This is a genomic window from Macrococcus brunensis (genome assembly GCF_004359615.1).
GTDB classification, from domain to species: Bacteria; Bacillota; Bacilli; order Staphylococcales; family Staphylococcaceae; genus Macrococcus; species Macrococcus brunensis.
Window position 1 is genome coordinate 48,348 of record NZ_SCWA01000002.1, and the last position, 21,837, is coordinate 70,184.

General features: G+C 43.1%; 18 protein-coding genes. 2 read left to right on the top strand and 16 right to left on the bottom strand.

All coding sequences use genetic code 11. The features are described from left to right. Window positions 1–8 precede the first annotated feature (8 nt). The 3 genes from glgD to glgB are packed head-to-tail and all read right to left on the bottom strand — an operon-like array spanning window position 9 to window position 4,197. Window positions 9–1,115, bottom strand: coding sequence for a glucose-1-phosphate adenylyltransferase subunit GlgD (gene glgD, locus ERX27_RS01255; protein WP_239035544.1), 1,107 nt, complete (start codon window positions 1,113–1,115; stop codon window positions 9–11). After that, window positions 1,115–2,263, bottom strand: coding sequence for a glucose-1-phosphate adenylyltransferase (locus ERX27_RS01260; protein WP_133431010.1), 1,149 nt, complete (start codon window positions 2,261–2,263; stop codon window positions 1,115–1,117). Before ERX27_RS01260 ends, glgD begins: the two co-directional genes overlap by 1 nt. Beyond that, window positions 2,260–4,197, bottom strand: coding sequence for a 1,4-alpha-glucan branching protein GlgB (gene glgB, locus ERX27_RS01265; RefSeq protein WP_133431011.1), 1,938 nt, complete (start codon window positions 4,195–4,197; stop codon window positions 2,260–2,262). Before glgB ends, ERX27_RS01260 begins: the two co-directional genes overlap by 4 nt. Before the next feature lie 193 nt (window positions 4,198–4,390). Between glgB and pulA the strand changes: the two genes are divergently transcribed. After that, entirely contained in the window at window positions 4,391–6,427 is a 2,037-nt protein-coding gene (gene pulA, locus ERX27_RS01270) for a type I pullulanase (RefSeq protein WP_133431012.1), read from the top strand. Between the two features lie 12 nt (window positions 6,428–6,439). After that, a complete protein-coding gene (locus ERX27_RS01275) occupies window positions 6,440–8,086 on the top strand; it encodes a phospho-sugar mutase (RefSeq protein WP_133431013.1) in 1,647 nt (548 codons plus the stop codon). 36 nt (window positions 8,087–8,122) lie between these two features. On the opposite strand, the gene ERX27_RS01280 is transcribed toward ERX27_RS01275, so the two are convergent. From ERX27_RS01280 to lspA, 13 genes are all read right to left on the bottom strand, one after another. Continuing rightward, a complete protein-coding gene (locus ERX27_RS01280) occupies window positions 8,123–8,818 on the bottom strand; it encodes a hypothetical protein (RefSeq protein ID WP_133431014.1) in 696 nt (231 codons plus the stop codon). Between the two features lie 60 nt (window positions 8,819–8,878). Beyond that, the gene (gene pyrE, locus ERX27_RS01285; protein WP_133431015.1) at window positions 8,879–9,490 is read right to left on the bottom strand and encodes an orotate phosphoribosyltransferase; all 612 of its coding nucleotides are present in this window, start codon (window positions 9,488–9,490) and stop codon (window positions 8,879–8,881) included. Further along, a complete protein-coding gene (gene pyrF, locus ERX27_RS01290) occupies window positions 9,484–10,182 on the bottom strand; it encodes an orotidine-5'-phosphate decarboxylase (protein ID WP_133431016.1) in 699 nt (232 codons plus the stop codon). The genes pyrE and pyrF overlap by 7 nt, the downstream gene beginning before the upstream one ends. Continuing rightward, window positions 10,182–11,102 carry a dihydroorotate dehydrogenase gene (locus tag ERX27_RS01295; RefSeq protein WP_133431017.1) on the bottom strand — a complete coding sequence of 307 codons (921 nt, stop codon included), beginning with the start codon at window positions 11,100–11,102 and terminating at the stop codon, window positions 10,182–10,184. Before ERX27_RS01295 ends, pyrF begins: the two co-directional genes overlap by 1 nt. Further along, window positions 11,099–11,857, bottom strand: coding sequence for a dihydroorotate dehydrogenase electron transfer subunit (locus tag ERX27_RS01300; RefSeq protein WP_133431018.1), 759 nt, complete (start codon window positions 11,855–11,857; stop codon window positions 11,099–11,101). Before ERX27_RS01300 ends, ERX27_RS01295 begins: the two co-directional genes overlap by 4 nt. Before the next feature lie 9 nt (window positions 11,858–11,866). Beyond that, window positions 11,867–15,040: a carbamoyl-phosphate synthase large subunit gene (carB, locus tag ERX27_RS01305; protein WP_133431019.1), complete on the bottom strand. Its 3,174-nt coding sequence runs from the start codon at window positions 15,038–15,040 to the stop codon at window positions 11,867–11,869. Then, window positions 15,033–16,127: a carbamoyl phosphate synthase small subunit gene (locus ERX27_RS01310; RefSeq protein ID WP_133431020.1), complete on the bottom strand. Its 1,095-nt coding sequence runs from the start codon at window positions 16,125–16,127 to the stop codon at window positions 15,033–15,035. The genes carB and ERX27_RS01310 overlap by 8 nt, the downstream gene beginning before the upstream one ends. Beyond that, the gene (locus ERX27_RS01315) at window positions 16,120–17,400 is read right to left on the bottom strand and encodes a dihydroorotase (RefSeq protein ID WP_133431021.1); all 1,281 of its coding nucleotides are present in this window, start codon (window positions 17,398–17,400) and stop codon (window positions 16,120–16,122) included. Before ERX27_RS01315 ends, ERX27_RS01310 begins: the two co-directional genes overlap by 8 nt. Window position 17,401: 1 nt before the next feature. Next, a complete protein-coding gene (locus tag ERX27_RS01320; protein ID WP_133431022.1) occupies window positions 17,402–18,280 on the bottom strand; it encodes an aspartate carbamoyltransferase catalytic subunit in 879 nt (292 codons plus the stop codon). Between the two features lie 11 nt (window positions 18,281–18,291). Then, window positions 18,292–19,599 (bottom strand): uracil-xanthine permease family protein, encoded by a 1,308-nt coding sequence (locus tag ERX27_RS01325; protein ID WP_133431023.1) that lies wholly within the window; start codon window positions 19,597–19,599, stop codon window positions 18,292–18,294. Window positions 19,600–19,698: 99 nt separating this feature from the next. Continuing rightward, the gene (pyrR, locus tag ERX27_RS01330; protein ID WP_133431024.1) at window positions 19,699–20,223 is read right to left on the bottom strand and encodes a bifunctional pyr operon transcriptional regulator/uracil phosphoribosyltransferase PyrR; all 525 of its coding nucleotides are present in this window, start codon (window positions 20,221–20,223) and stop codon (window positions 19,699–19,701) included. Between the two features lie 190 nt (window positions 20,224–20,413). Beyond that, a complete protein-coding gene (locus ERX27_RS01335; protein ID WP_133431025.1) occupies window positions 20,414–21,319 on the bottom strand; it encodes an RluA family pseudouridine synthase in 906 nt (301 codons plus the stop codon). Then, window positions 21,306–21,797 carry a signal peptidase II gene (gene lspA, locus ERX27_RS01340; RefSeq protein WP_133431026.1) on the bottom strand — a complete coding sequence of 164 codons (492 nt, stop codon included), beginning with the start codon at window positions 21,795–21,797 and terminating at the stop codon, window positions 21,306–21,308. The genes ERX27_RS01335 and lspA overlap by 14 nt, the downstream gene beginning before the upstream one ends. Between the last annotated feature and the right edge of the window lie 40 nt (window positions 21,798–21,837).

Consider the following 21,837-nt stretch of genomic DNA (forward strand, 5'->3'; position numbering starts at 1 on the left):
TACCTCTTTTATATTGTTTGACGTTTAGCCACAACAAACGGTTTATCATTAGATCCCGCTAAATGCTGGCCGTCATTGATTGTTACGTCTTTATCCAGTATAACATTCTCAAGAACTACATTTTCACCAATTTTACTGTTTGTCATGATGATTGAGTTCTTAATAACTGTGCCTTTACCAACGGTTACTCCGCGATAGAGAATACTGTTTTCAACAGAGCCATCAATTACACAGCCGTTTGCTACCATAGAGTTCTTCACTGTACAGTCTTCTTTATATTTAGTTGGAGGTTGATTAGAAATTTTAGTGCGTACACGGCAATCCTGCATAAACAAATCTTTATAGATCGTCGGATTCAAGATTGCCAGGTTACTATGATAGAACGTTTTTAGTGAATTGATATAGAAAGAACGTGTATTGATATTATAAACTTTGACGTTCAGTTCACCTAAGCGTTCCTGAATTCCCTGAATGAAGAAATTGTCTTTATAGTTACCGATACAGAAATTCAGAATATCAATTAACTTCTCTTTTTTAATGATGTAGACGCCCGTATAAAGATGAGGATTGCTCTGGTCATGGTTTAAGAACGTGACTTTACCATTTTCTTCATTAATTCGCTGAACAGGTCCATGCATTTCATGCAGTTCATTTTCAATCTCACCGATCAACGTGATATCTGCATCAGATTCAACGTGATATTTAAAGGCATCTTTGTAGTTCACGTTTGCGATAAACTGGGAGCCTGAAATAATAACATCTGTCGCTTTAGAACGACTGAAGAAATCACGGTTATTATGGAAATGTCTTAAATCACCGCGTGAAATATCAGTAGGGTCATGCCAGTCTGGCGGCAGGACGAAGAGTCGTGAATGTTTATCATTCAGCCCAAAGTTTTCACCGTTTTCAAGGTGGTCAAGCAGTGAGCGATATTTCTGGTTAACAAATAGTGCTAGCTCATCCACACCAGAGTTCACCATGTTAGAGATACTGAAGTCAATAAGACGATAACGGCCAGCGAACGGTACACTCGCACCGTTACGGAAGTAAGTCAGCTCCTCTAAAAAGTCATGTTCATTTTCTAAGTTAATTAAGCCCATTAAAGAACGCATCATTATTTACCTCCATTGATATAGTCATCGATATTTTCAGGACCGACTACAATCGGTTCCGCTTCATTTGAACCGTCAATCGTTACGCCATCCGGAATCTCCAAATCATGCATGATGATCGCTTTTTTAATCACACAATTTTCGCCGACTTCTGTTCTCGGCTGAATAATTGCATCCTGGATAAGAGTATCTTTTCCGATAGATACTTCGCTGAAAAGTACAGAGTGATTCACTTTACCAAAAATAAAAGAACCAGGACACACGAGTGAATCTTTCAGTTCTGCTTCTTCACCAATATATTGCGGCGGCAGGTTGAGCTCATGTGAATAAGTCGGCCAAGTTTTACTGTTCAGCAGTTCTGCTAGGTCCTCTTCTAATAAATCCATGTTCGCTTCCCAGTAAGACTGGATTGTTCCTACATCTTTCCAGTATCCGTCAAAACGGTAAGCATAAAGCTGTTTATCATTGTCGAGCATTTTAGGAATAATGTCATTACCAAAATCGTGCTCTGAATTAGGATCTTTTTCATCTTCTACTAAGTATTCACGAAGCAGTTTCCAGTTGAAGATATAGATACCCATTGATGCAAGATTGTTTTTAGGCACTTCTGGTTTTTCGTCAAACTCATAAATCTTATAGTCTTCTTCTGTGTTTAAAATCCCAAAACGAGAAGCATCTTCCATCGGTACTTCAATAACAGATATGGTTGCATCTGCATTTTTTTCTTTATGGAAGTCGAGCATACGCTGATAATCCATCTGATAGATATGGTCACCTGATAAAATCAGCAGATATTCCGGATCATATTGATCGATGAAATGGATGTTCTTCGTGATTGCATCTGCAGTCCCTTCAAACCAAGAAGCACCTTCCTGATTCGCAAATGGTGCCAGTACAGAAATACCGCCTTCCTGACGATCCAGTCCCCAAGGTTTACCCATACCGATATGACGATTCAGAAGTAAGGGTGCATATTGAACAAGTACGCCAACTGTAGAAATTTCTGAATTTGAAAGATTGCTCAGTGTAAAATCGATAATTCTGTATTTACCTCCAAAAGGAACAGCTGGTTTAGCAATTTTCTTAGTCAGCTGACCTAAACGTGTCCCTTTACCACCTGCTAATAACATCCCTACTACTTCTGTACTCATCTGGATTCCCCCACATTTTTGATTTGAGCCGTCTGCTGGTAAATTGAAATACCGAACGGCGGTAATTTAGTTCTAATAACATACTTATACCCTTGTTTTTCACTTTTAACTGCAAAAAGCTCATCTGATACTAATTGATTGCTGCCACCGAATTCTTCTGCATCAGAACTGAATATTTCTTTGTAGCCTGCTTGTTCTGGTACTTCTATTTCGAAATCATAATAAACTTGTCCAGTCATATTGATGGCTATAATCAGTTCTTCCTCTTCACTTTTACGCAAATAAGTTACAACAGACTGTTTATTGTTATCTGGATCAATCCATTCATAGCCCTCTGGTTCATAATCATCAGCAAATAATGAAGGATGACTCAGGTAGAAATGATTGAGCGCACGTACATATTTCTGCATGCCATGATGATAAGGATATTTAAGAATAAACCAGTCAATCTGATCTTTATCTTTCCACTCGGAGTAGAGTCCCAGCTCACTTCCCATGAACAAGAGCTTTTTGCCCGGCTGCGTCATCTGGTAGCCATATAATGCTCGTAAGTTCGCAAACTTCTGCCACTGGTCACCCGGCATTTTGTCAAGCATCGATAATTTGCCATGGACGACTTCATCATGCGAAAACGGCAGAATATAATTTTCGTTATAACGATACATCATCGGAAATGTCAGATTTTGATGATGATATTGCCGCGCCTCCTGCGGTAGTTCGAAATAATCGAGGGTATCATGCATAAAACCGAGATCCCATTTGTAATTAAAGCCTAGTCCACCTTTGTCGACTGGTGCTGTAATCATCGGGATATCAGACGAATCTTCAGCCATCATCAGCACATGAGGATGATATTCAAAAATAACAGTATTCAGTTTCTGAATAAAGGCAACGCCTTCTTTATGGACGCTTGTACCATCATCATTGTATATTTTAGAATCTGGAGTATGATTTTCAAAATTCAAGTCTGTCATACTATGTACAGCGTCTACACGAAGTCCGTCTAAATGAAATTCCGTCAGCCAGTAATTAGCATTAGAAATCAAGAAACTTTGTATCTCCGGTCGCCCGTAATCAAATGTCAGAGTGCCCCATCCTTTTTTGACTGCTCTTTTAATATCCTGATGTTCATAGAGGGGCTTACCATCAAACTGTCTTAATCCATGCTCGTCTTTACAGAAATGCGCTGGCACCCAGTCCATGATGACACCGATGCCCGCCTGGTGAAATGAATCCACTAAATACTTAAAATCATCCGGTGTTCCGAAACGTGATGTCGGCGCATAATAACCTGTCACCTGATAACCCCATGATAAGTCAAAGGGATGTTCTGTCACGGGTAATATTTCGACATGGCTATAGCCCATCTCTTTAACGTAAGGTACCATCTCTTCTGCCATTTCTCTATATGTGTAATAAGTCAAATCCGTATATTCATCCACACTTAAATCGCCTTGATCCACTTCATGTTTACGCCATGTTCCTAAGTGCACCTCGTAAATATTAATAGGCGACTTAAAATAATCGGTCTTCTCACGCTGGGTCAACCATTCTTCATCCTGCCACTCATAACTGGAAGGTGCTTCAACGATTGAAGCAGTACGTGGTCTTCTCTGGGCGTATCTCGCATAAGGATCCGCTTTTAAAAGTCGGCCATTCTCTGTATCAATGACATATTTGTATGTCGTACCTGGCGCGATTTTGAATTCTGCGTGCCATAATCCTGCATCAGTCACGCGGTTCAGTGGATAATCAGCACCTGTCCAGTTATTCACGTCCAGCCCTAAACTAATCTTATACGCATGAGGTGCCCATACAGTGAATGTCGTCATCTCACTTTTCGGGTCGTAATGAGCGCCTAGGAACTGATAGGATTCATAGTGCGTGCCTTGATGAAAAAGATATTGATCTAAATCTGTAATAGGTTGCAACATTATCATTTCCCCTCTGTCACTTTATTTCCATTATAGTCCATACCCTCTTTTAACCGCAAAATAAAAGCGAAATTCTTTTATAAATTATGAATAATACAAAAATTAAGACAATATTTTCTTTTCAACAGCAAATGAGAAGAAAAATAAGCCTGAAATCCTTATAATAAAACTATTCCGAGCAGGAGGTTTTTAAATGCGTGGTTACATCGATACATTTACGACAATTTCATTAGAGTATACAAATCCTATCACTGAACCTGTCTATTTAGTGAGTGATGACGATATATTACCCCTTCAAGTGAATCAGCGTTCATCTGAACTATATGAACTCATCGCACAGTCGCTTATTGCACTGAATAAAAAATGGTGGTTAGAGTTCGGGGACGTCCGATTACCGGTCATATCCGGTCAGGTCGTTCGCACAGCAGAATTTGATGAGCGCTTTGCACGACAAGATCGTTACGGTGCTGAATACAAACAGGCGTATACAACATTTAAGGTCTGGTCCCCTGTCGCCAGCAAAATCACTCTCTTCGTTAATCATGAACCTTATGAAATGAATGAAGATAAAGGTAACTGGTCCATTACACTGCAAGGAGACTATCTCGGTGCCATTTATTTTTACGGCGTTGAAGTAAACCATGAGTATCATGAAGTGATTGACCCTTATGCAAAAGGACTGACGATCAACGCGACTGCCGGTGTGGTCGTCAATCCTGAAGTCGCACCTGATGGGTTTAATATACACTCACGGCCTATTCTGCCCCCTGCTGATAGCATCATTTATGAAGTTCATGTACGTGACTTCTCCATGCATCCAAACAGCGGGATTCCACAAGACCTTAAAGGAAAATTTGAGGCGATGACCCTATCAGGCACTACGACTAAACATGGTTATAGCACTGGCTTTGATTATGTAAAGTCTCTTGGCATCACTCATATAGAACTTTTGCCTGTCAATGATTTCGCCAAAGTCGATGATGTCCATTTTACGACCAGCTACAACTGGGGCTATGACCCGATGTATTTCCAGACACCTGACGGCAGCTACTCTACTGACCCAAAGGATCCCGTCAAAAGAGTGCTTGAGCTGAAGTCACTTGTCCAGCGTTACCACAAAGCACATATAGGTGTTATTCTGGACGTTGTATTTAATCATGTCTTTCATCAGCCCACTTCATCATTTGAGCGCCTTGTTCCCGGTTATTATTTCCGTTACTATTCTGATTTATCACTTAGTAATGGGACAGGGGTCGGTAATGACTTTGCCAGCGAACGACAGATGGCTCGTCAGTTTATTCTCGACACTCTTCACTATTACGCTCAGAATTTTCAGGTGGATGGATTTCGCTTTGATCTGATGGGTGCAATCGATGTGAAGACGATGCAGCAGGTTGAAGAAATGCTGACTGCTCTCAATCCGAACATGCTTATTCTTGGTGAAGGCTGGCATTTAAATACGGCACTGCCCGATAACGAGAAGACAACACATGACCAGGCCTATCTCGTGCCACAAATCCACTTTTTCAATGATTATTTCAGAGATACTTTAAAAGGCAATAACTTTGATATTGGTGACACTGGCTATATCAATGGTTCAGGACGTTTCAGAGAACGGGTTTTCAAGCTCTTCCAAGGAGACTATGGTCTGCCGGTCGAACAGACGATTAACTACACAGAAGTCCACGATAACCATACCTTGTTTGACCGTTTAAGCTATACTTCTAAGCAGCATCCTGAAAACGTGCTGAAACTTCATCAGATGACCACTGTTTTCACCATACTCAGTCAAGGTATCCCATTCATTCATGCCGGCCAGGAATTTTATAGAACTAAGTATGGTCATGGCAACACTTATAATTTAAGCGATTTCATCAATCGCATTGATTGGAATCGACGTATCAAATACAATGAAGATATCACCATCATCAGAAAAGCCATTCAGCTAAAAAAAGCATACGAAGTCTTTCACCTTCAAGATGCCTTATCAATCAAGACGCGTATTATCGAAATAAAAGCACCAGACCCTGTTCTCGGTATTCTTCTTTTTGACTTGTACGATGAATTTATTCTTTTCTTCAATCCTACTGCGCTCAATTATACGATTGAACTGCCGAGACTAGGGGTATTTAATATAGAACTCAGTAATGTACATTCAGCAGGTCAAGTGTCAAAAACTGTCACATTAAAACCTTTTGAATGTCTTATACTTAGAAAAACAATTTACTAAGGAGCGGTCAATATGCCAACAAGACAGCAATGGGAAGAAAAATTGTCACAAAGTTTAATCTCTGACTCTCAGTTTCATACATTATCTTCTGAGCAGCAGAATGAAGGATTTGAAGGTGCGCTTGCATTCGGAACAGCGGGTATAAGAGGAAAACTCGGTCTTGGACCCAATCGTCTGAACCGTTTTACTGTTCAAAAAGTTGCACTCGGTCTGAGTCAGTATCTGAATGAAATCACACAGGACCCGACGGTTGTAATCGCTTATGATACCCGTCATCTCTCACCTGAATTCTGTGATGAGATTGCTATCGTACTCGCTTCAAATGGTATTAAAACATATATATATGATCGTTACCATACAACACCGGAATTGTCTTATTCAGTCCGTCATCTTCAAACAGATGCGGGTGTAATGATTACAGCAAGTCATAACCCACCTGAATATAACGGTATCAAGATATATGGTCCGGATGGTGGACAGATGGCTCTTGAAGGTTCCCAGAAAGTCAGTCAGTACATCGGACAAGTGGAAGATGAACTAAATATTGAAGTCAAAAATAAAGAAGAACTTCAAGCATCAGGACTGATTGTACCTGTGCCTGATTCAGTTGTCACAGACTATAAAAAAGAAGTGATCAACTTAATTGGTGACATCCCACAATCTGATTTAAAAATCGTCTTCTCAAGTTTACATGGAACAAGTGTCCCGATTGTCCCGGAAATTCTTGAGGCTGTCGGCTTTAACAACTATCAGCTTGTAGAAGCACAATGTGTACCAGATGCAGACTTCACAAGTGTAAAATCTGCTAATCCGGAAGACCATGATGCCTTTGATATGGCAGTAGAACTGGGTAAAGAAACAAATGCCGATTTACTGATTGCAACGGATCCTGATGCTGACCGTATGGGTGTCGTTGCACTCCATGAGGGAGAATACCATTACTTCAACGGTAACCAGCTCGGAAGCCTGCTTCTCAACTACCGCATCAATCAGACAAAAGACATTGCAGACCGTGCAGCCGTCAAATCTATCGTGACAAGTGAACTGGGTAAAGTCATCGCTGAGAAAAATAACGTTAAAATGTTTGATGTCCTGACTGGATTCAAGTTTATCGCAGAAAAAATTGCAGAATTTGAAACAGATCAAAACTACCATTATATTTTCGGTTACGAAGAAAGTTATGGTTACATGGCCAGTCCTTTTGTACGTGATAAAGATGCAGTACAGATTGTGCCATTAATCATCAAACTTGCGAGTGAGCTGAAAAATGAAGGAAAAACATTAGTTGACCAGATGAATGAAATTTACCGTGACTATGGTCATTATCAGGAGAAACTGTTCGCGCATACTTTTGAAGGACAGAGCGGTAAAGAAAAGATACAGACTATCATGAAAGAAGCGCGCGATAACGCACCGACAGAGATTGCCGGATTAAAGGTCATTGCAACTGAAGATTACCTCAAACAGGAACGTGTGGATGCTGATGGCAGTCACGCTATAAACCTTCCACAGGCAGATGTGCTCAAATTCTTCTTTGATGATGGCTGGATTGCACTTCGCCCTTCTGGTACAGAACCGAAGATTAAGCTATATGTTTCACTTATCACTGATGACATCGATGCGATTGCAGAAAAAATTAATCAGCTGTTCTTCAGCTAACTCAAAAAAGCACCTGACAAGTTGTCAGGTGCTTTTTTAAATTCCGCTGAAAAAATTTAACCAGCTGATATGGCGTGTGAACATCATATAAAGGACGATCAGCACAAGTAACAACAGATTCATTTTAAAGATATCCACTTCAAACTTATGGTCATGATGATAAGAAATAAAGAGCCGCGTCGGTATACTGAGCACGACTAAAAAAGTCAGTATTTCTAATGCATGATTATAAGGTAAAGACAGCAGTTGAAAACCAAGCTGTATAAAACCGAAGACACACACTAATGTATAGTAACTCAAAATATCTACGAAAACTTTATAGATCGTGATATTGGAATTGATTGAAATCAACTGAGTAAAAAACGTAAAGATAATCAGGACAAGCGTAAATATAAGCCCTGATATTGCATATTGCAGACCATCCTGCCATTCAACCTGCTCGCCGGTTGCACCTATGAAGAAGAGAATGGCAATATAAAGCAGGAGATTAAGAAGTGCCCAGAGAAAATATCTGCCGCTTGTCTGATCATCTGCAACAATCTGTGGTCTTGATAACGTATATTTCAAAAAACTCTGAAACGATTCAATCTTATATTCAAACTCTGCAGCTGGTCTGATCACCAGTGCTTTCAGGCTCGATTTTTTATCTGGCAGCTGATTAAATTGTCTGACTCTCTTTGCGGGAGTCGTATCCTTAATGAATGAATTGATGTGATCCCACTTTTTGCTCATACGTCACCTCCATAAAAATACTCGTTTATTGTAGTATACAATAAACGAGTATTTTAAGGGTTAAAGATTATCGCGGAAATCCACTAACGTCGCGATATCTTGTTCTTTAATTTTCTTCATGTCTGCTGCTACTTTAATCAGTGAATCAAAATCACTCAGTGTAAAGTACGGGTACCCAGCTGCTTGTAAACGCTCTTGACCTTTTTTCAGCTGGTAGCTGAAAATGGCAACAATGCCAAGCACTTCTGCGCCATGTTCTTTCAGCGCATCTGCTGCATCAATTGCAGAGCCACCTGTTGAAATGAGGTCTTCAACGACCACCACCTTCTGACCAGGCTTGACGAGACCTTCAATCTGGTTTCCTTTGCCGTGCTTCTTACTTGATGACCGTACATAGCTCATCGGCAGTGCCATTTTCTGTGAAACGAACGCGGCATGTGGAATACCTGCAGTCGCTGTTCCAGCAATGACCTCTACATCAGAGAAATGTTCTTTAATAAGCGTAACAAGACCTGCGGCTACTTCATCACGAACTTCAGGATAAGACATTGTCAGACGGTTGTCACAGTAAATGGGACTCTTGATGCCCGATGCCCATGTAAACGGCTCATCCGGACTCAGCGATACTGCTTCTATTTCCAGTAAACGTTTTGCAATTTCTTCTTTTAACATCCTTGTTCCCACGCTTTCTTAATAGAATGATATTTTGCAACAGGATCACTGTCCTGCGTAATAGAACGTCCGACAACGATATGCGTCGAACCATTCTGACGTGCAAATTCAGGTGTTGCAATTCTGACCTGATCGCCTTTGGCATCTGCCAGCGTACGGATGCCCGGTGTCACTTTGAGAAAGTCTTCACCCAGCGCTTCTCTAATCAGCGCACTTTCATTTGCAGAGCAGACGACGCCGGCGAGACCGGCATCACGCGTCACCCTTGCGTAGTTCACGATGCTGTCGTTAATACTTCCAGGTATGCCCTGTTCCTCGTTCATCATCTCTTCTGACGTACTCGTCAGCTGAGTGACGGCGATCAATTGTGCCTGGCTACCGCCTGCTTTCAGGCCGTCAAGCGCTGCTGTCATCATCTTGCTGCCACCTGCTGCATGGACATTGATCATCTGGATGTCCAGTCCCGCCAGACCTTTCATCGCCTGACCGACTGTATTCGGAATATCATGCAATTTCAAGTCGAGGAAGATATCATGACCAAGGTCACGTACCTCCTTAACAATAGTGGGACCATTCTGCAGATAAAGTTCCATCCCGATTTTAACAAAAAGCTGCTCATCAAATGGTTTCAGAAAAGTCAGCACTTCTTCCATATTTCTAAAATCAAGTGCAATGATTGGATTAGTGTTCATTATTTTACCCCCAGGATGTCAAGTGTACGACCTTTGAGTTCATGGATGTGCTGAACACCAAGTGCATCCAGCAGTCCAGGCAGTTCATCGATAATATCCTGACAGACAGTCGGATTCTGGAAGTTTGCAGTTCCTACAGCTACTGCATCTGCACCGACAGATATATAGTCAATAACGTCCTGAGCTGAAGTCACTCCGCCCATCGCAATGATTGGAATATCCAGATGCTGACGTACTTCATAGACCATACGCATCGCTACCGGTTTGATAGCTGGACCGCTTAAACCGCCGATTGTATTAGCGATGATAGGCGCGCCTGTCCTGCTGTTCAGCTGCAGGCCGACGAGTGTGTTGATCATCGTCAGACCGTCAGCGTAAGGTGCTACAGCCTGCGCCATCTGCACAATATTCGTGACATTCGGTGATAACTTGACGTAGACCGGAACACTGGATACTTCTTTTACTTTACGTGTCAGCCGTGCAGCTGTCTCAGGATCTGTCCCAAACTGAATGCCACCTTCTTTAACGTTCGGGCAGGAAATGTTTAGTTCCAGCGCCTTGACATTCGGTGATTGTGAGATATGTTCTGCTACATAGACATAGTCTTCTTCTGTAGAGCCTGCTACGTTAGCAATAATCGGTGTCTCGAACTGTTCAAGCCATTTAAGTTCATGCTCAATAATATGATGGACGCCTGGGTTCTGCAGACCGATCGCATTGATCATCCCACTGGACGTCTCTGCTACACGCGGCGTCGGATTGCCGAAACGCTGCTCTTTTGTTGCTGCTTTAATCATAATAGCCCCTAAGTTATTCAAATCCATAAACTGAGCATATTCCTGACCGAAAGCGAAGCAGCCGGATGCCGGCATCACCGGGTTCTTTAAGTCGAGGCCAGGCAGTTTTACATTCAATCTCATAGTTCCAGCTCCCCTTTCTTAAAGACCGGTCCATCTGTACAGATCTTGACATAGCCGTGGTCATTATCCGCTTTGCAGACACAAGCATAACATGCCCCAATGCCGCATCCCATGCGTTCTTCAAGTGAAACATAGCCTTCAGTATCCGGCAATGTCTCCTGAATCGCTTTAATCATCACGATTGGCCCACATGTATAGAACGTGTCATAGGTTTTCGGCAGGGTCTTGATGATGTCCGTGACAAAACCTTTTGTGCCGTAACTGCCATCAGCTGTCGCGATATGTGTCTCGCCGAGCGCTGCAAACTTGTCGGCATAGAAGATATCCTCTTTAGAATTAAATCCAAGCACATGGATTGTCCGGATGCCTCTTGCATTCAGCTGCTTTGAAAGTTCGTACAGAGGAGGAACTCCGATACCGCCACCGATGAGTAGCGCTGTCTCTTTCGCCGCTTCTACAGGGAAACCATTGCCGAGCGGTGCTAAAATATCGATCTGGTCGCCTGCTTTAGATTTGGACAGAGCCTTTGTTCCTTTACCATCTGCACGGTACAGACAAGTGAGTGTTTCTTCTTCAATGTTGACTTCACAGATAGAGATCGGTCTTCTGAGCATAAACTCAGAAGAATCTCCGACTCTGATGTGAACAAACTGTCCTGGTGTCTTCATATTGCGAGTGATGTCACCGTGCATTACAAGTTCATATATATTACGTGCAATCAGATTGTGACTGACAACGGTCATTTTTTCCTGCATGTTACCCTCCTACATCTGATTCATATTAAATGTCATACTCTCAATGACACCGATCAACGCACGCGCAGTATCTAAAGATGTGAGACATGGTACGCCATTATCCACTGACTCACGTCTGATCTGGAAGCCATCGCGTTCAAACTGTTTACCTTTTGTCATCGTATTGATGACGAGCTGTACACGGCCATCTTTAATGACATCCAGCAAGTTCAGTTCGTCACCGATTTTGCTGACTTCAACGACTGGAATGCCAGCGTCTTTTAAGACTTGCGCAGTGCCTTTTGTCGCCATGATGCGATAGCCGACATTATGCAGTCGTTTAACAAGCTCTGTCGCTTCTTCTTTATCTTTATCAGCGACAGTCACAAGTGCTGTACCATGGTCTTTGACTTGCAGGCCGCTTGCTACGAGTCCTTTGTAAAGTGCTTTTTCTAAAGTGATGTCTTTACCCATCACTTCACCTGTCGATTTCATTTCTGGTCCAAGTGTAATATCAACATTTTTAAGTTTGCTGAAGCTGAAGACCGGTGCCTTAACGAAGACGCCTTCTTTAAATGGTACTAAGCCATTTGTGTAGCCTTTATCTGTCAGCTTCTCACCCAGTACAGCCTTCATTGCGAGGTTCGCCATCGGTACTTCTGTAATCTTACTCAAGAACGGCACTGTACGGCTTGAACGAGGATTCACTTCCAGTACATAGACTTTATCATCAGCAATAACAAACTGAATGTTAAGTAGACCGATAATTTCAAGACCACGCGCTAGACGTTCTGTGTAATCTGCCAGTGTGTCGATATGTTCCTGTGATAAGCTTTGCGGCGGATAAACAGCAATAGAGTCACCTGAGTGAACACCCGCGCGTTCAATATGTTCCATAATACCAGGAATCACGACTGTGTCACCGTCACAGATTGCGTCAACTTCAATTTCCTTACCTGTCAGATAGCGGTCAATCAGCACTGGATGTTCCGGACTCGCTTTAACAGCCTGTGTCATGTAATTCGTCAGTTCCTGTTCATCGTAGACGATTTCCATCGCACGGCCCCCGAGGACGTATGAAGGACGGACGAGAACCGGATAGCCGATATAGTTCGCATTGGCTACTGCTTCTTCTACTGATGTCGCTGTTTTACCGAGAGGCTGCGGGATACCGATTTCCTGCATCAGCGCCTCAAACTCTTTACGGTCTTCTGCTTTATCTAAGTTCTCAAGAGATGTTCCTAAGATTTTGACACCGTATTTCTCGATCTTATCTGCTAAATTGATCGCCGTCTGACCACCGAACTGCACGACAACCCCTTCCGGCTGCTCGAGGTTGATGATATTCATAACTTCTTCTTCTGTTAACGGTTCGAAGTACAGTTTATCTGAGATAGAGAAGTCAGTAGAGACTGTTTCAGGGTTGTTGTTAATGATAATTGCCTCGTAGCCTGCTTCACGAATCGCCCATACAGCGTGTACAGTCGCATAGTCAAACTCGACCCCTTGACCGATACGGATTGGACCAGATCCAAGAACGATGACTTTCTTCTTATCTGTTACGATTGATTCATTTTCTGTTTCATATGTGCCGTAGAAATAAGGCGTGCTCGATTCGAACTCAGAAGCACAAGTATCCACCATTTTGTAGACCGGTAAAATCTGGTGCTGTTGTCTTAAATCATATACTTCACGTTCTGTCATGTTCCAGCGGTGTGCAATCACACGGTCACTGAAGCCATATTTTTTAGCCCAGATCAGATGATCAATATCGCCCGGGTTATCTTTTAAGTCATGCTCGATATCAATGATATGCTGCATTTTATTCAGGAAGAAGAGATCGATTTTAGTCAGCTCATGAATATGTTCTGGTGTCACACCGCGGCGCAGTGCCTCACCGATGAAGAAAAGACGTTCATCATCCTGTTCTAAAATACGTTTTTCGATGAAATCCATCTCGAATTCTTCACCATTAGGTAAACCGAGGTGGTGTACACCGTATTCAAGTGAACGGATTGCTTTCAGTAATGATTCTTCGTAAGTACGGCCGATTGCCATAACTTCGCCTGTCGCTTTCATCTGCGTACCGAGTACACGTTCACCCTTTTCAAATTTATCGAACGGGAATCTCGGGATTTTAGAGACGACATAGTCCAGTGCCGGTTCAAATGCAGCGTAGCTTGTCCCTGTTACAGGATTCAGCATCTCATCAAGCGTCATACCGACTGCAATCTTCGCAGCGAGTTTAGCGATTGGATAGCCTGTCGCTTTAGAAGCAAGCGCAGAAGAACGGGATACACGCGGGTTGACTTCGATAATGTAATAGTTATATGAATGCGGATCGAGCGCTAACTGAACATTACAGCCGCCCTCAATCTTAAGTGCACGGATAATTTTCAGCGAAACGTCACGCAGCATGTGATATTCTCTGTCTGATAATGTCTGTGAAGGTGCCACAACGATTGAGTCACCCGTATGGATGCCGACCGGATCGATGTTCTCCATGTTACATACAACGATTGCGTTGTCATTAGAGTCACGCATCACTTCGTATTCAATTTCTTTGAAGCCAGCGATTGATTTTTCAATCAGACACTGTGTCACAGGTGAGTATTTCAGACCGTTCGTCACGATTTCAATCAGTTCCTGTTCATCATGACAGATACCGCCGCCTGTACCACCCATCGTGAATGCAGGACGTACGATAACCGGATAGCCGATGTCATTCGCAAAATCAACCGCTCCTTGAACATCATTGACGATATCACTTTCAGGTACAGGTTCACCGAGTTCATTCATCAGGCTGCGGAATAAGTCGCGGTCTTCTGCCTGTTCTATCGATGACAGTTTTGTGCCGAGTAAAGTAACGTTATTCTCTTCTAAAATACCTGCTTCATGCAGCTGGACTGCCATGTTCAGCCCTGTCTGACCACCAAGAGTTGGCAGCAGTGCGTCTGGCTGTTCCTTACGGATAATACGTGCAACAAAATCAAGTGTTAATGGCTCGATATAAACTTTATCAGCTATCTCAGTATCAGTCATGATGGTCGCCGGGTTAGAGTTGACGAGGATAACACGGTAACCTTCTTCGCGAAGAGCGAGGCAGGCCTGTGTTCCTGCATAGTCAAATTCTGCTGCCTGTCCGATAATAATCGGTCCTGAACCAATTACGAGTATAGTCTTAATATCATTACGTTTAGCCATTCATGACACTCCCTTTATTTTCGTTCATCATCTGAATAAAATCATCGAATAAGTAGTTTGGATCGTGTGGACCTGGACTTGCTTCAGGGTGATACTGTACAGAGAATGCCGGCAGTTCTTTATGACGCAGACCTTCGACAGTACCGTCATTCAGTGCGACGTGTGTGATCACTAAATCTGTATCCTTCACTGTTTCAGGGTCTACTGAGTAGCCGTGGTTCTGTGAAGTGATTTCAATTTTGCCGGTCGCCAGGTTCTTCACCGGATGATTCGCACCGCGGTGACCGAATTTCATCTTGAATGTGGAAGCCCCGCATGCAAGTGCAAAGAGTTGATGGCCGAGACAAATACCAAAGAACGGTACTTTACCGAGGATACCGTTAATCATATTGATGCCGTCCTGTACGACTTCCGGGTTACCTGGACCGTTTGACAGCATCACGCCGTCCGGACGTAAACGCAGGATTTCTTCTGCTGTTGTATTCCAAGGCATCACTGTAACGTCACAGCCGCGTAAGTTCAGTTCTCGGACAATGTTTTCTTTTTTACCGAAGTCAATCAGCACAACGCGTAAGTCGTTACCAGTTGAAACATAGGCTGTCTTTGTCGAAACTTGCGCTACTTCATCAGTCGGAAACTCAGCTGTTTTTAAACTTTCAATTGTCGCTTCTACATCTGCTTCTTCGTTAACAAATGCAGCTTTAAGTACACCGTGCTGGCGGATAATACGTGTCAGTTTACGTGTATCTACACCATCAATCCCCGGAATATCGTAGTTTTTTAGCGTCTCATCAAGTGAAGCCATATTACGGAAGTTGCTTGGCAGTTCGCACGCCTCACGCACGACCATCCCCTTTAATGAAGGATTCAACGTCTCATAGTCATCACGGTTGATACCGTAGTTACCGATTAACGGATAAGTGAATGTAATGATCTGTCCTGTATATGAAGGATCAGATAATGTTTCCTGATAACCAGTCATCGCTGTATTAAAAACGATTTCACCTTGTGTTTCTTTATCGCTGCCGAAACGATAGCCTTTAAAAATCGTGCCGTCTTCCAGTACTAAAAATCTTTGTTTACGCATGTTGCCCCTCCTGATAAGCGATTTTTCCTTCTGCCAGTGTCAATGTCACATTACCGAAAACTTTTTCTCCGATAAACGGTGTGTTTGAACTCTTTGATAAGAAGTCTTCTTCTTTAATCTCATATTCTTCATCTAAATTAATAACAGCAATATCTGCCGGTTCCCCGACTGCGAGTCGGCCGTATGGCAGTTTAAAGACATCTGCCGGTTTAGTTGTTAAGTATTCAACGAGCTGTTCAAGTGTCCAGTCGCCGTTTTTAACGAAGTGCGTGTAAAGTAATGGGAATGCTGTCTCGCTGCCGACAATGCCGAACGGTGCTTTGACCATCGGCTGATTTTTTTCATCTGCCGCATGTGGAGCATGGTCTGTCGCAATGAAATCGATTGTGCCGTCTAACAGTGCTTCAATCAATGCTTCCTGATCTTCTCTAGAACGAAGCGGTGGATTCATCTTGAGAATCGCATCATCTTCAGTGATGACATTTTCGTTCAGCAGTAAATGGTGCGGTGTGACTTCTGCTGTCACTTTAATACCTGCACGTTTCGCATCGCGGATCGCTCTGATACTCTGAATGCTTGAAACGTGACAGACATGGTAATGACAGTCCGCCGCTTCTGCAAGCAGAACGTCACGTGCAATCTGTACCGCTTCGCAGATAGAAGGAATACCTGGGATCCCGAGCTTCTTTGATACTTGACCTTCATGCATGGCTCCGCCGTAAATCAGTGAGTTATCCTCGCAGTGGGCGACAATCGCCATATCGAGCTTCGCTGCCTGCTGCATAGCCTCGTACATCACTGAAGCAGTCTGGACACCAACACCGTCATCAGTGAATGCAAAAGCTCCATGTTCCTTTAGTGCTGAGAAGTCCACCAGGTTCTCACCCAGTTGACGCTCTGTGATAGAAGCATATGGCAGTACGCGTACAACAGCACTGTCATGAATCGTTTTGTTCAGTTTATCTAAGTTTTCAACAGTATCAGGAACTGGACGTGTATTCGGCATCGGACAGACCGTTGTGAATCCACCGCGGGCTGCAGCTTTTGTACCTGTCTCAATCGTCTCCTTGTGCTCACCGCCTGGTTCACGTAAATGGACATGTACATCGATAAAGCCTGCTGATATAAACTGTCCTTTTAAGTCGATGATATCGCTGTTATAAACATTTAAGCGTTCTCCGATCTCTGTAATTTTACCATCCTCTATTCTGATGTCTCTTTCAACAAGCTGGCCGTTCTCTAAAATCTGTCCGCCTCGCAGTAATGTACTCATGCTATTTCTCTCCCTTTTTCAGAATATGACTTAAAATACTCATTCTCGTGTAGACACCATTTTCCATCTGTCTGAAAATACGTGATTTACTTGCTTCCACTAACTGTGTCTCTATCTCAACACCGCGATTGACAGGCGCCGGATGCATGACAATTGCTGATTCTTTCATCTTGTTGTAACGTTCAGCTGTCAGACCAAACTCATGGTGATAATGTGCTTCTTCAAACGTCTTACCACCATTATGGCGCTCATGCTGGACACGCAGGAGCATGCAGACATCGAGTTCTTCAATCACGTCATCTATCTTAACGTACTCTGCATCAATCGTTTTGTCCTGCCAGTAATCCGGGGCAGCAAAGCGTACCTTTGCACCGAGTCTAGTCAATGCCTCCTGGTTGCTGCGTGCAACACGCGAGTTTAAGATGTCCCCGCAGATCAGGACGTTCAGCCCTTCAAAAGTACCGTACTCCTCGTAAATTGTCATCAAGTCAAGCAGACACTGACTCGGATGCTGCCCACTACCGTCTCCACCATTAACGACTGGAATGCCGAGGTTCACGAGTTCTTTATAATACTCGTTCTCCGGGTGACGAATGACCAGTACATCGACACCGATACTTTCCAGTGTCTTCGCTGTATCATAAAGTGTTTCACCTTTAGTGACAGAAGAAGTTGATGTTTCAAATGGAATGACATCCAGCCCAAGTTTACGCTCAGCCATTTCAAATGAACATTTGGTACGGGTCGAATTCTCAAAGAAAAGATTAGCGGCATAGCCTTCAAAGCGTTCGACTTCACCTGCTTTGATGCGCTGTGCCTGCGTGATGATTGACATGATTTCTTCATTAGAGAGATGTGCGATTGATAAGAAATTATCCATTATATCCGCTCCTATTCGTGTACTTTTGCTTCAGGTAAAATCAGGTTCAGCAGGATGCCTGCGAGTGCAGCAAGCGCCATACCTTCAATGTTCAGATGAATGTTCTGTACTGTGAAATCAATGTGTGCTTTACCGATACCGAGCACTAAAATAACAGATGCGATAATCAGATTACGTTTGTTACCGAAATCGACTTTTGACTCAACGAGCATCCGTAAACCACTTGCTGCAATGATACCGAAGAGCAGGATGGACACCCCGCCCATTACTGGTGTCGGAATACTTGAAACAAGTGCAGTAAATTTACCGACAAAACCGAGGATGAGTGCGAGTACTGCTGCACCGCCGATAACCCAGATACTGTAGATTCTTGTGATGGCCAGTACCCCGATATTCTCACCGTATGTCGTGCTAGGGGGGCCACCAATCAGTGAAGCAACCATCGTAGAAATGCCATCCCCTATCAGACTGCGGTGAAGTCCAGGGTTCTTGAAGAAGTTACGACCGACAATCTTATTGATGACAACCTGATGACCAATGTGCTCACTGACCGTCACAAAGACAATCGGAATCATGACCATGATCAGTACCCAGTCAAACGTCGGCGTGTAGTCACGGTAAGGCATGCAGATCTCAGGCAGCTGCAGCCAGTGCGCTTTAGCAATTCCGGTGAAGTCAACGACACCTAACATCACAGCAGTGATGTAACCTGCAATAATCCCCATCAGGATCGGAATGATGGAAAAAAAGCCTTTTGCAAATATATTAAACGCTATCACTGTCAGTAAAGTGACCCCTGCGATAATCAGATATTTGCCGTTATAGCCGGTCGCGGCCCCACTGTCTGTATACATCGCCATATTGACTGCAACCGGTGCAAGACCAAGACCAATAACCATAATGACAGGCCCTACAACGACAGGCGGCAGAAGTTTCAGCAGCCAGTCTGTACCGCTCAGTTTAATCAGGAAGCCGATGATGACGTACATCAACCCTGACATAAAGAGCGCGACGAGCATTTCGCCTAAATCATGCGTTTTTAAACCAACAATAATCGGCGTGATAAATGCAAAACTTGAGCCGAGATAAGCAGGTATCTGTCCTTTTGTAATCAAAATGTAGAGCAGAGTCCCAAGCCCTGACGCAATCAAGGCTGCAGAGACAGTCAGTCCAGTTAAGTACGGGACGAGGACTGTGGCACCAAACATCGCGAATAAGTGCTGTGAACTGAGCAGCAGCCATTCACTTGATTTCGGTTTTTCGTGCACATCATAAATCGGTTCAACCGTTCTTTCATAAATCTCTTCATTCATCTGCATGTATATTCTCCTTTTAAAAAAAGCCTCTCTGCGTATGCAAAGAGGCTTAAGTTTTCACTTAATTACCCTTTGCCGGTCTCTCGTACCGATTTAAAAGAGCTATTTAATATAGACTTGTGTTTTTTCGTCGACTTCATCAAGCATGACGATGATTTCTTCACTCAAGGCAGTCGGAATGTTTTTGCCGATGAAATCTGCACGAATCGGCAGTTCACGGTGTCCACGGTCGACGAGTGTAGCGAGACTGATACGGTTAGGACGTACATGGTCCAAAATAGCATCCAGAGAAGCACGCACTGTACGCCCTGTAAAAAGGACATCATCGACAATCACCACATGTTGACCATTCAGATCTGCTTCAATCTGAAAAGCCTGAAGCTCCGAGTTCACACGTGCAGTGACATCATCACGATATTCTGTGACATCCAGAATACCTGTCGGCACAGTAACGCCTTCAATGCGTTCAATCTTAGACTGTATACGCTGTGCAAGAAAAACACCGCGTGTGCGGATACCTAACAGCACTAGATTCTGAGTCCCTTTATTGTTCTCAAGAATTTCATGCGCGATACGTGTCAATGTTCGGTCAATTGCTTTATCATCCAATATGACTCGCTGTTTCATCTTAACCCTCCTAAAAAACCTCACGTCAAATAGACGTGAGGTTATCCTGCTCAACGCCTTATGAGCCTCTCTGGACTCAGTTAAAAGCAACGTGATTAAGTTAACTACATCTTACCACAATGAAGATTGATGTCAAATGCAAGTTTTACCATTTAAAAAAGCAATGTCATAGCAACGTTGCTTTTCAAGATTATTTTCTCAGTTTACGGATCAGTTCCTCAAAATATTCCGGAAGCTCAGCAGTACGTTCGATATATTCATCTGTCACAGGATGATCGAAGCCGATAACCCCAGCATGCAGCGCCTGTCCACCGATATCCAAAGTTTTCTTCGGACCATATTTCGGGTCACCGACCAGCGGATAGCCAATATGCTTCATATGCACACGAATCTGGTGCGTACGGCCTGTTTCAAGCTGACATTCCACTAACGTATACTTATCAAATGTCTCAAGGACGTTAAAATGTGTCACCGCCGATTTACCGTCATCCTGCACTGACATCTCCTGGCGGTCACGTGGATTGCGGCCGATCGGTGCCTCGATTGTACCGAATTCGTGCGGAATGATGCCATGGACAAGCGCTGTATATTTACGTGTCACTGTTTTATTGACAAGCTGCTCGACTAAACCACGATGGGCAATATCATTTTTAGCGACCATCAGAAGTCCGGAAGTATCTTTATCAATACGATGGACAATACCTGGCCTGATTTCACCGTTGATACCCGATAAATCTTTTATCGCATACATAAGACCGTTGACCAGTGTGCCATTTGGATGGCCGGGGGCAGGATGAACGACCATGCCTTTAGGCTTATAGACAATCGCGACATCTTTATCTTCATAATAGATTTCAATGCCAAGATCCTCTGCTACTAAATCGACTTCTTCAACCGGCTTTTCAGTCACCACAATTTCATCATCCATACGAAGTTTGTAGTTTGCTTTAACTTGTTTATTATTGACGACGACTAATCCATTCTTGATCCAGTCCTGAATCTGATTACGTGACCAGTCACTATTTGAGTCTGTCAGATATTTATCAATACGCTGACCGATCTCTTCTTCCTGCACTTCAAAGTTAAATGTTTGCATTCTTTTTCTCCTTACTCTCATTCACTAAAATCTCATAAATCAGTACAATCACACCCATAGTCAGACACGCATCAGCGACATTGAATATCGGAAAATCATAATTAATAATCTTTGTATCAATAAAATCGACGACATTTCCTCTGAACAATCTATCGATAAAATTACCGACAGCACCCGCAAAAATGAGCGTCAGACCGAGCTGCATCACAGGCTTGAAGGGCGCTTCACTTCTATAGAAATAAATAATAGCAACCAGTACGATAAGGGTAATGATATAGAAGAAGGTCATCTGATTCTGCAGCATGCCCCACGCTGCACCGTGATTACGGTGAGATGTAATTTCTAAAATATCACCGATGACTGACACTGAATCACCGACATTCATCGTTTTCACAATCATCCATTTCGTTAACTGATCAGCTGCCATGAGAAAAAAAGCAAGCGGCACCATCAGATGCAGATTATATTTTCTTTTCATATTTTCACTCCAATCTCAATTATTCTACCATAGAATAAGA

Coding starts and splice junctions, on each gene's coding strand:
- ERX27_RS01315 (WP_133431021.1), bottom strand. CDS start 17,400: ATGAGTACATTACTGCGAGGCGGACAGATTTTAGAGAACGGCCAGCTT.
- pyrE (WP_133431015.1), bottom strand. CDS start 9,490: ATGTTAAAAGAAGAAATTGCAAAACGTTTACTGGAAATAGAAGCAGTA.
- ERX27_RS01310 (WP_133431020.1), bottom strand. CDS start 16,127: ATGCGTAAACAAAGATTTTTAGTACTGGAAGACGGCACGATTTTTAAA.
- lspA (WP_133431026.1), bottom strand. CDS start 21,797: ATGAAAAGAAAATATAATCTGCATCTGATGGTGCCGCTTGCTTTTTTT.
- carB (WP_133431019.1), bottom strand. CDS start 15,040: ATGGCTAAACGTAATGATATTAAGACTATACTCGTAATTGGTTCAGGA.
- pyrF (WP_133431016.1), bottom strand. CDS start 10,182: ATGAACACTAATCCAATCATTGCACTTGATTTTAGAAATATGGAAGAA.
- ERX27_RS01275 (WP_133431013.1), top strand. CDS start 6,440: ATGCCAACAAGACAGCAATGGGAAGAAAAATTGTCACAAAGTTTAATC.
- ERX27_RS01260 (WP_133431010.1), bottom strand. CDS start 2,263: ATGAGTACAGAAGTAGTAGGGATGTTATTAGCAGGTGGTAAAGGGACA.
- pulA (WP_133431012.1), top strand. CDS start 4,391: ATGCGTGGTTACATCGATACATTTACGACAATTTCATTAGAGTATACA.
- glgD (WP_239035544.1), bottom strand. CDS start 1,115: ATGATGCGTTCTTTAATGGGCTTAATTAACTTAGAAAATGAACATGAC.
- ERX27_RS01335 (WP_133431025.1), bottom strand. CDS start 21,319: ATGCAAACATTTAACTTTGAAGTGCAGGAAGAAGAGATCGGTCAGCGT.
- pyrR (WP_133431024.1), bottom strand. CDS start 20,223: ATGAAACAGCGAGTCATATTGGATGATAAAGCAATTGACCGAACATTG.
- ERX27_RS01320 (WP_133431022.1), bottom strand. CDS start 18,280: ATGGATAATTTCTTATCAATCGCACATCTCTCTAATGAAGAAATCATG.
- glgB (WP_133431011.1), bottom strand. CDS start 4,197: ATGTTGCAACCTATTACAGATTTAGATCAATATCTTTTTCATCAAGGC.
- ERX27_RS01295 (WP_133431017.1), bottom strand. CDS start 11,102: ATGAGATTGAATGTAAAACTGCCTGGCCTCGACTTAAAGAACCCGGTG.
- ERX27_RS01325 (WP_133431023.1), bottom strand. CDS start 19,599: ATGCAGATGAATGAAGAGATTTATGAAAGAACGGTTGAACCGATTTAT.
- ERX27_RS01300 (WP_133431018.1), bottom strand. CDS start 11,857: ATGCAGGAAAAAATGACCGTTGTCAGTCACAATCTGATTGCACGTAAT.
- ERX27_RS01280 (WP_133431014.1), bottom strand. CDS start 8,818: ATGAGCAAAAAGTGGGATCACATCAATTCATTCATTAAGGATACGACT.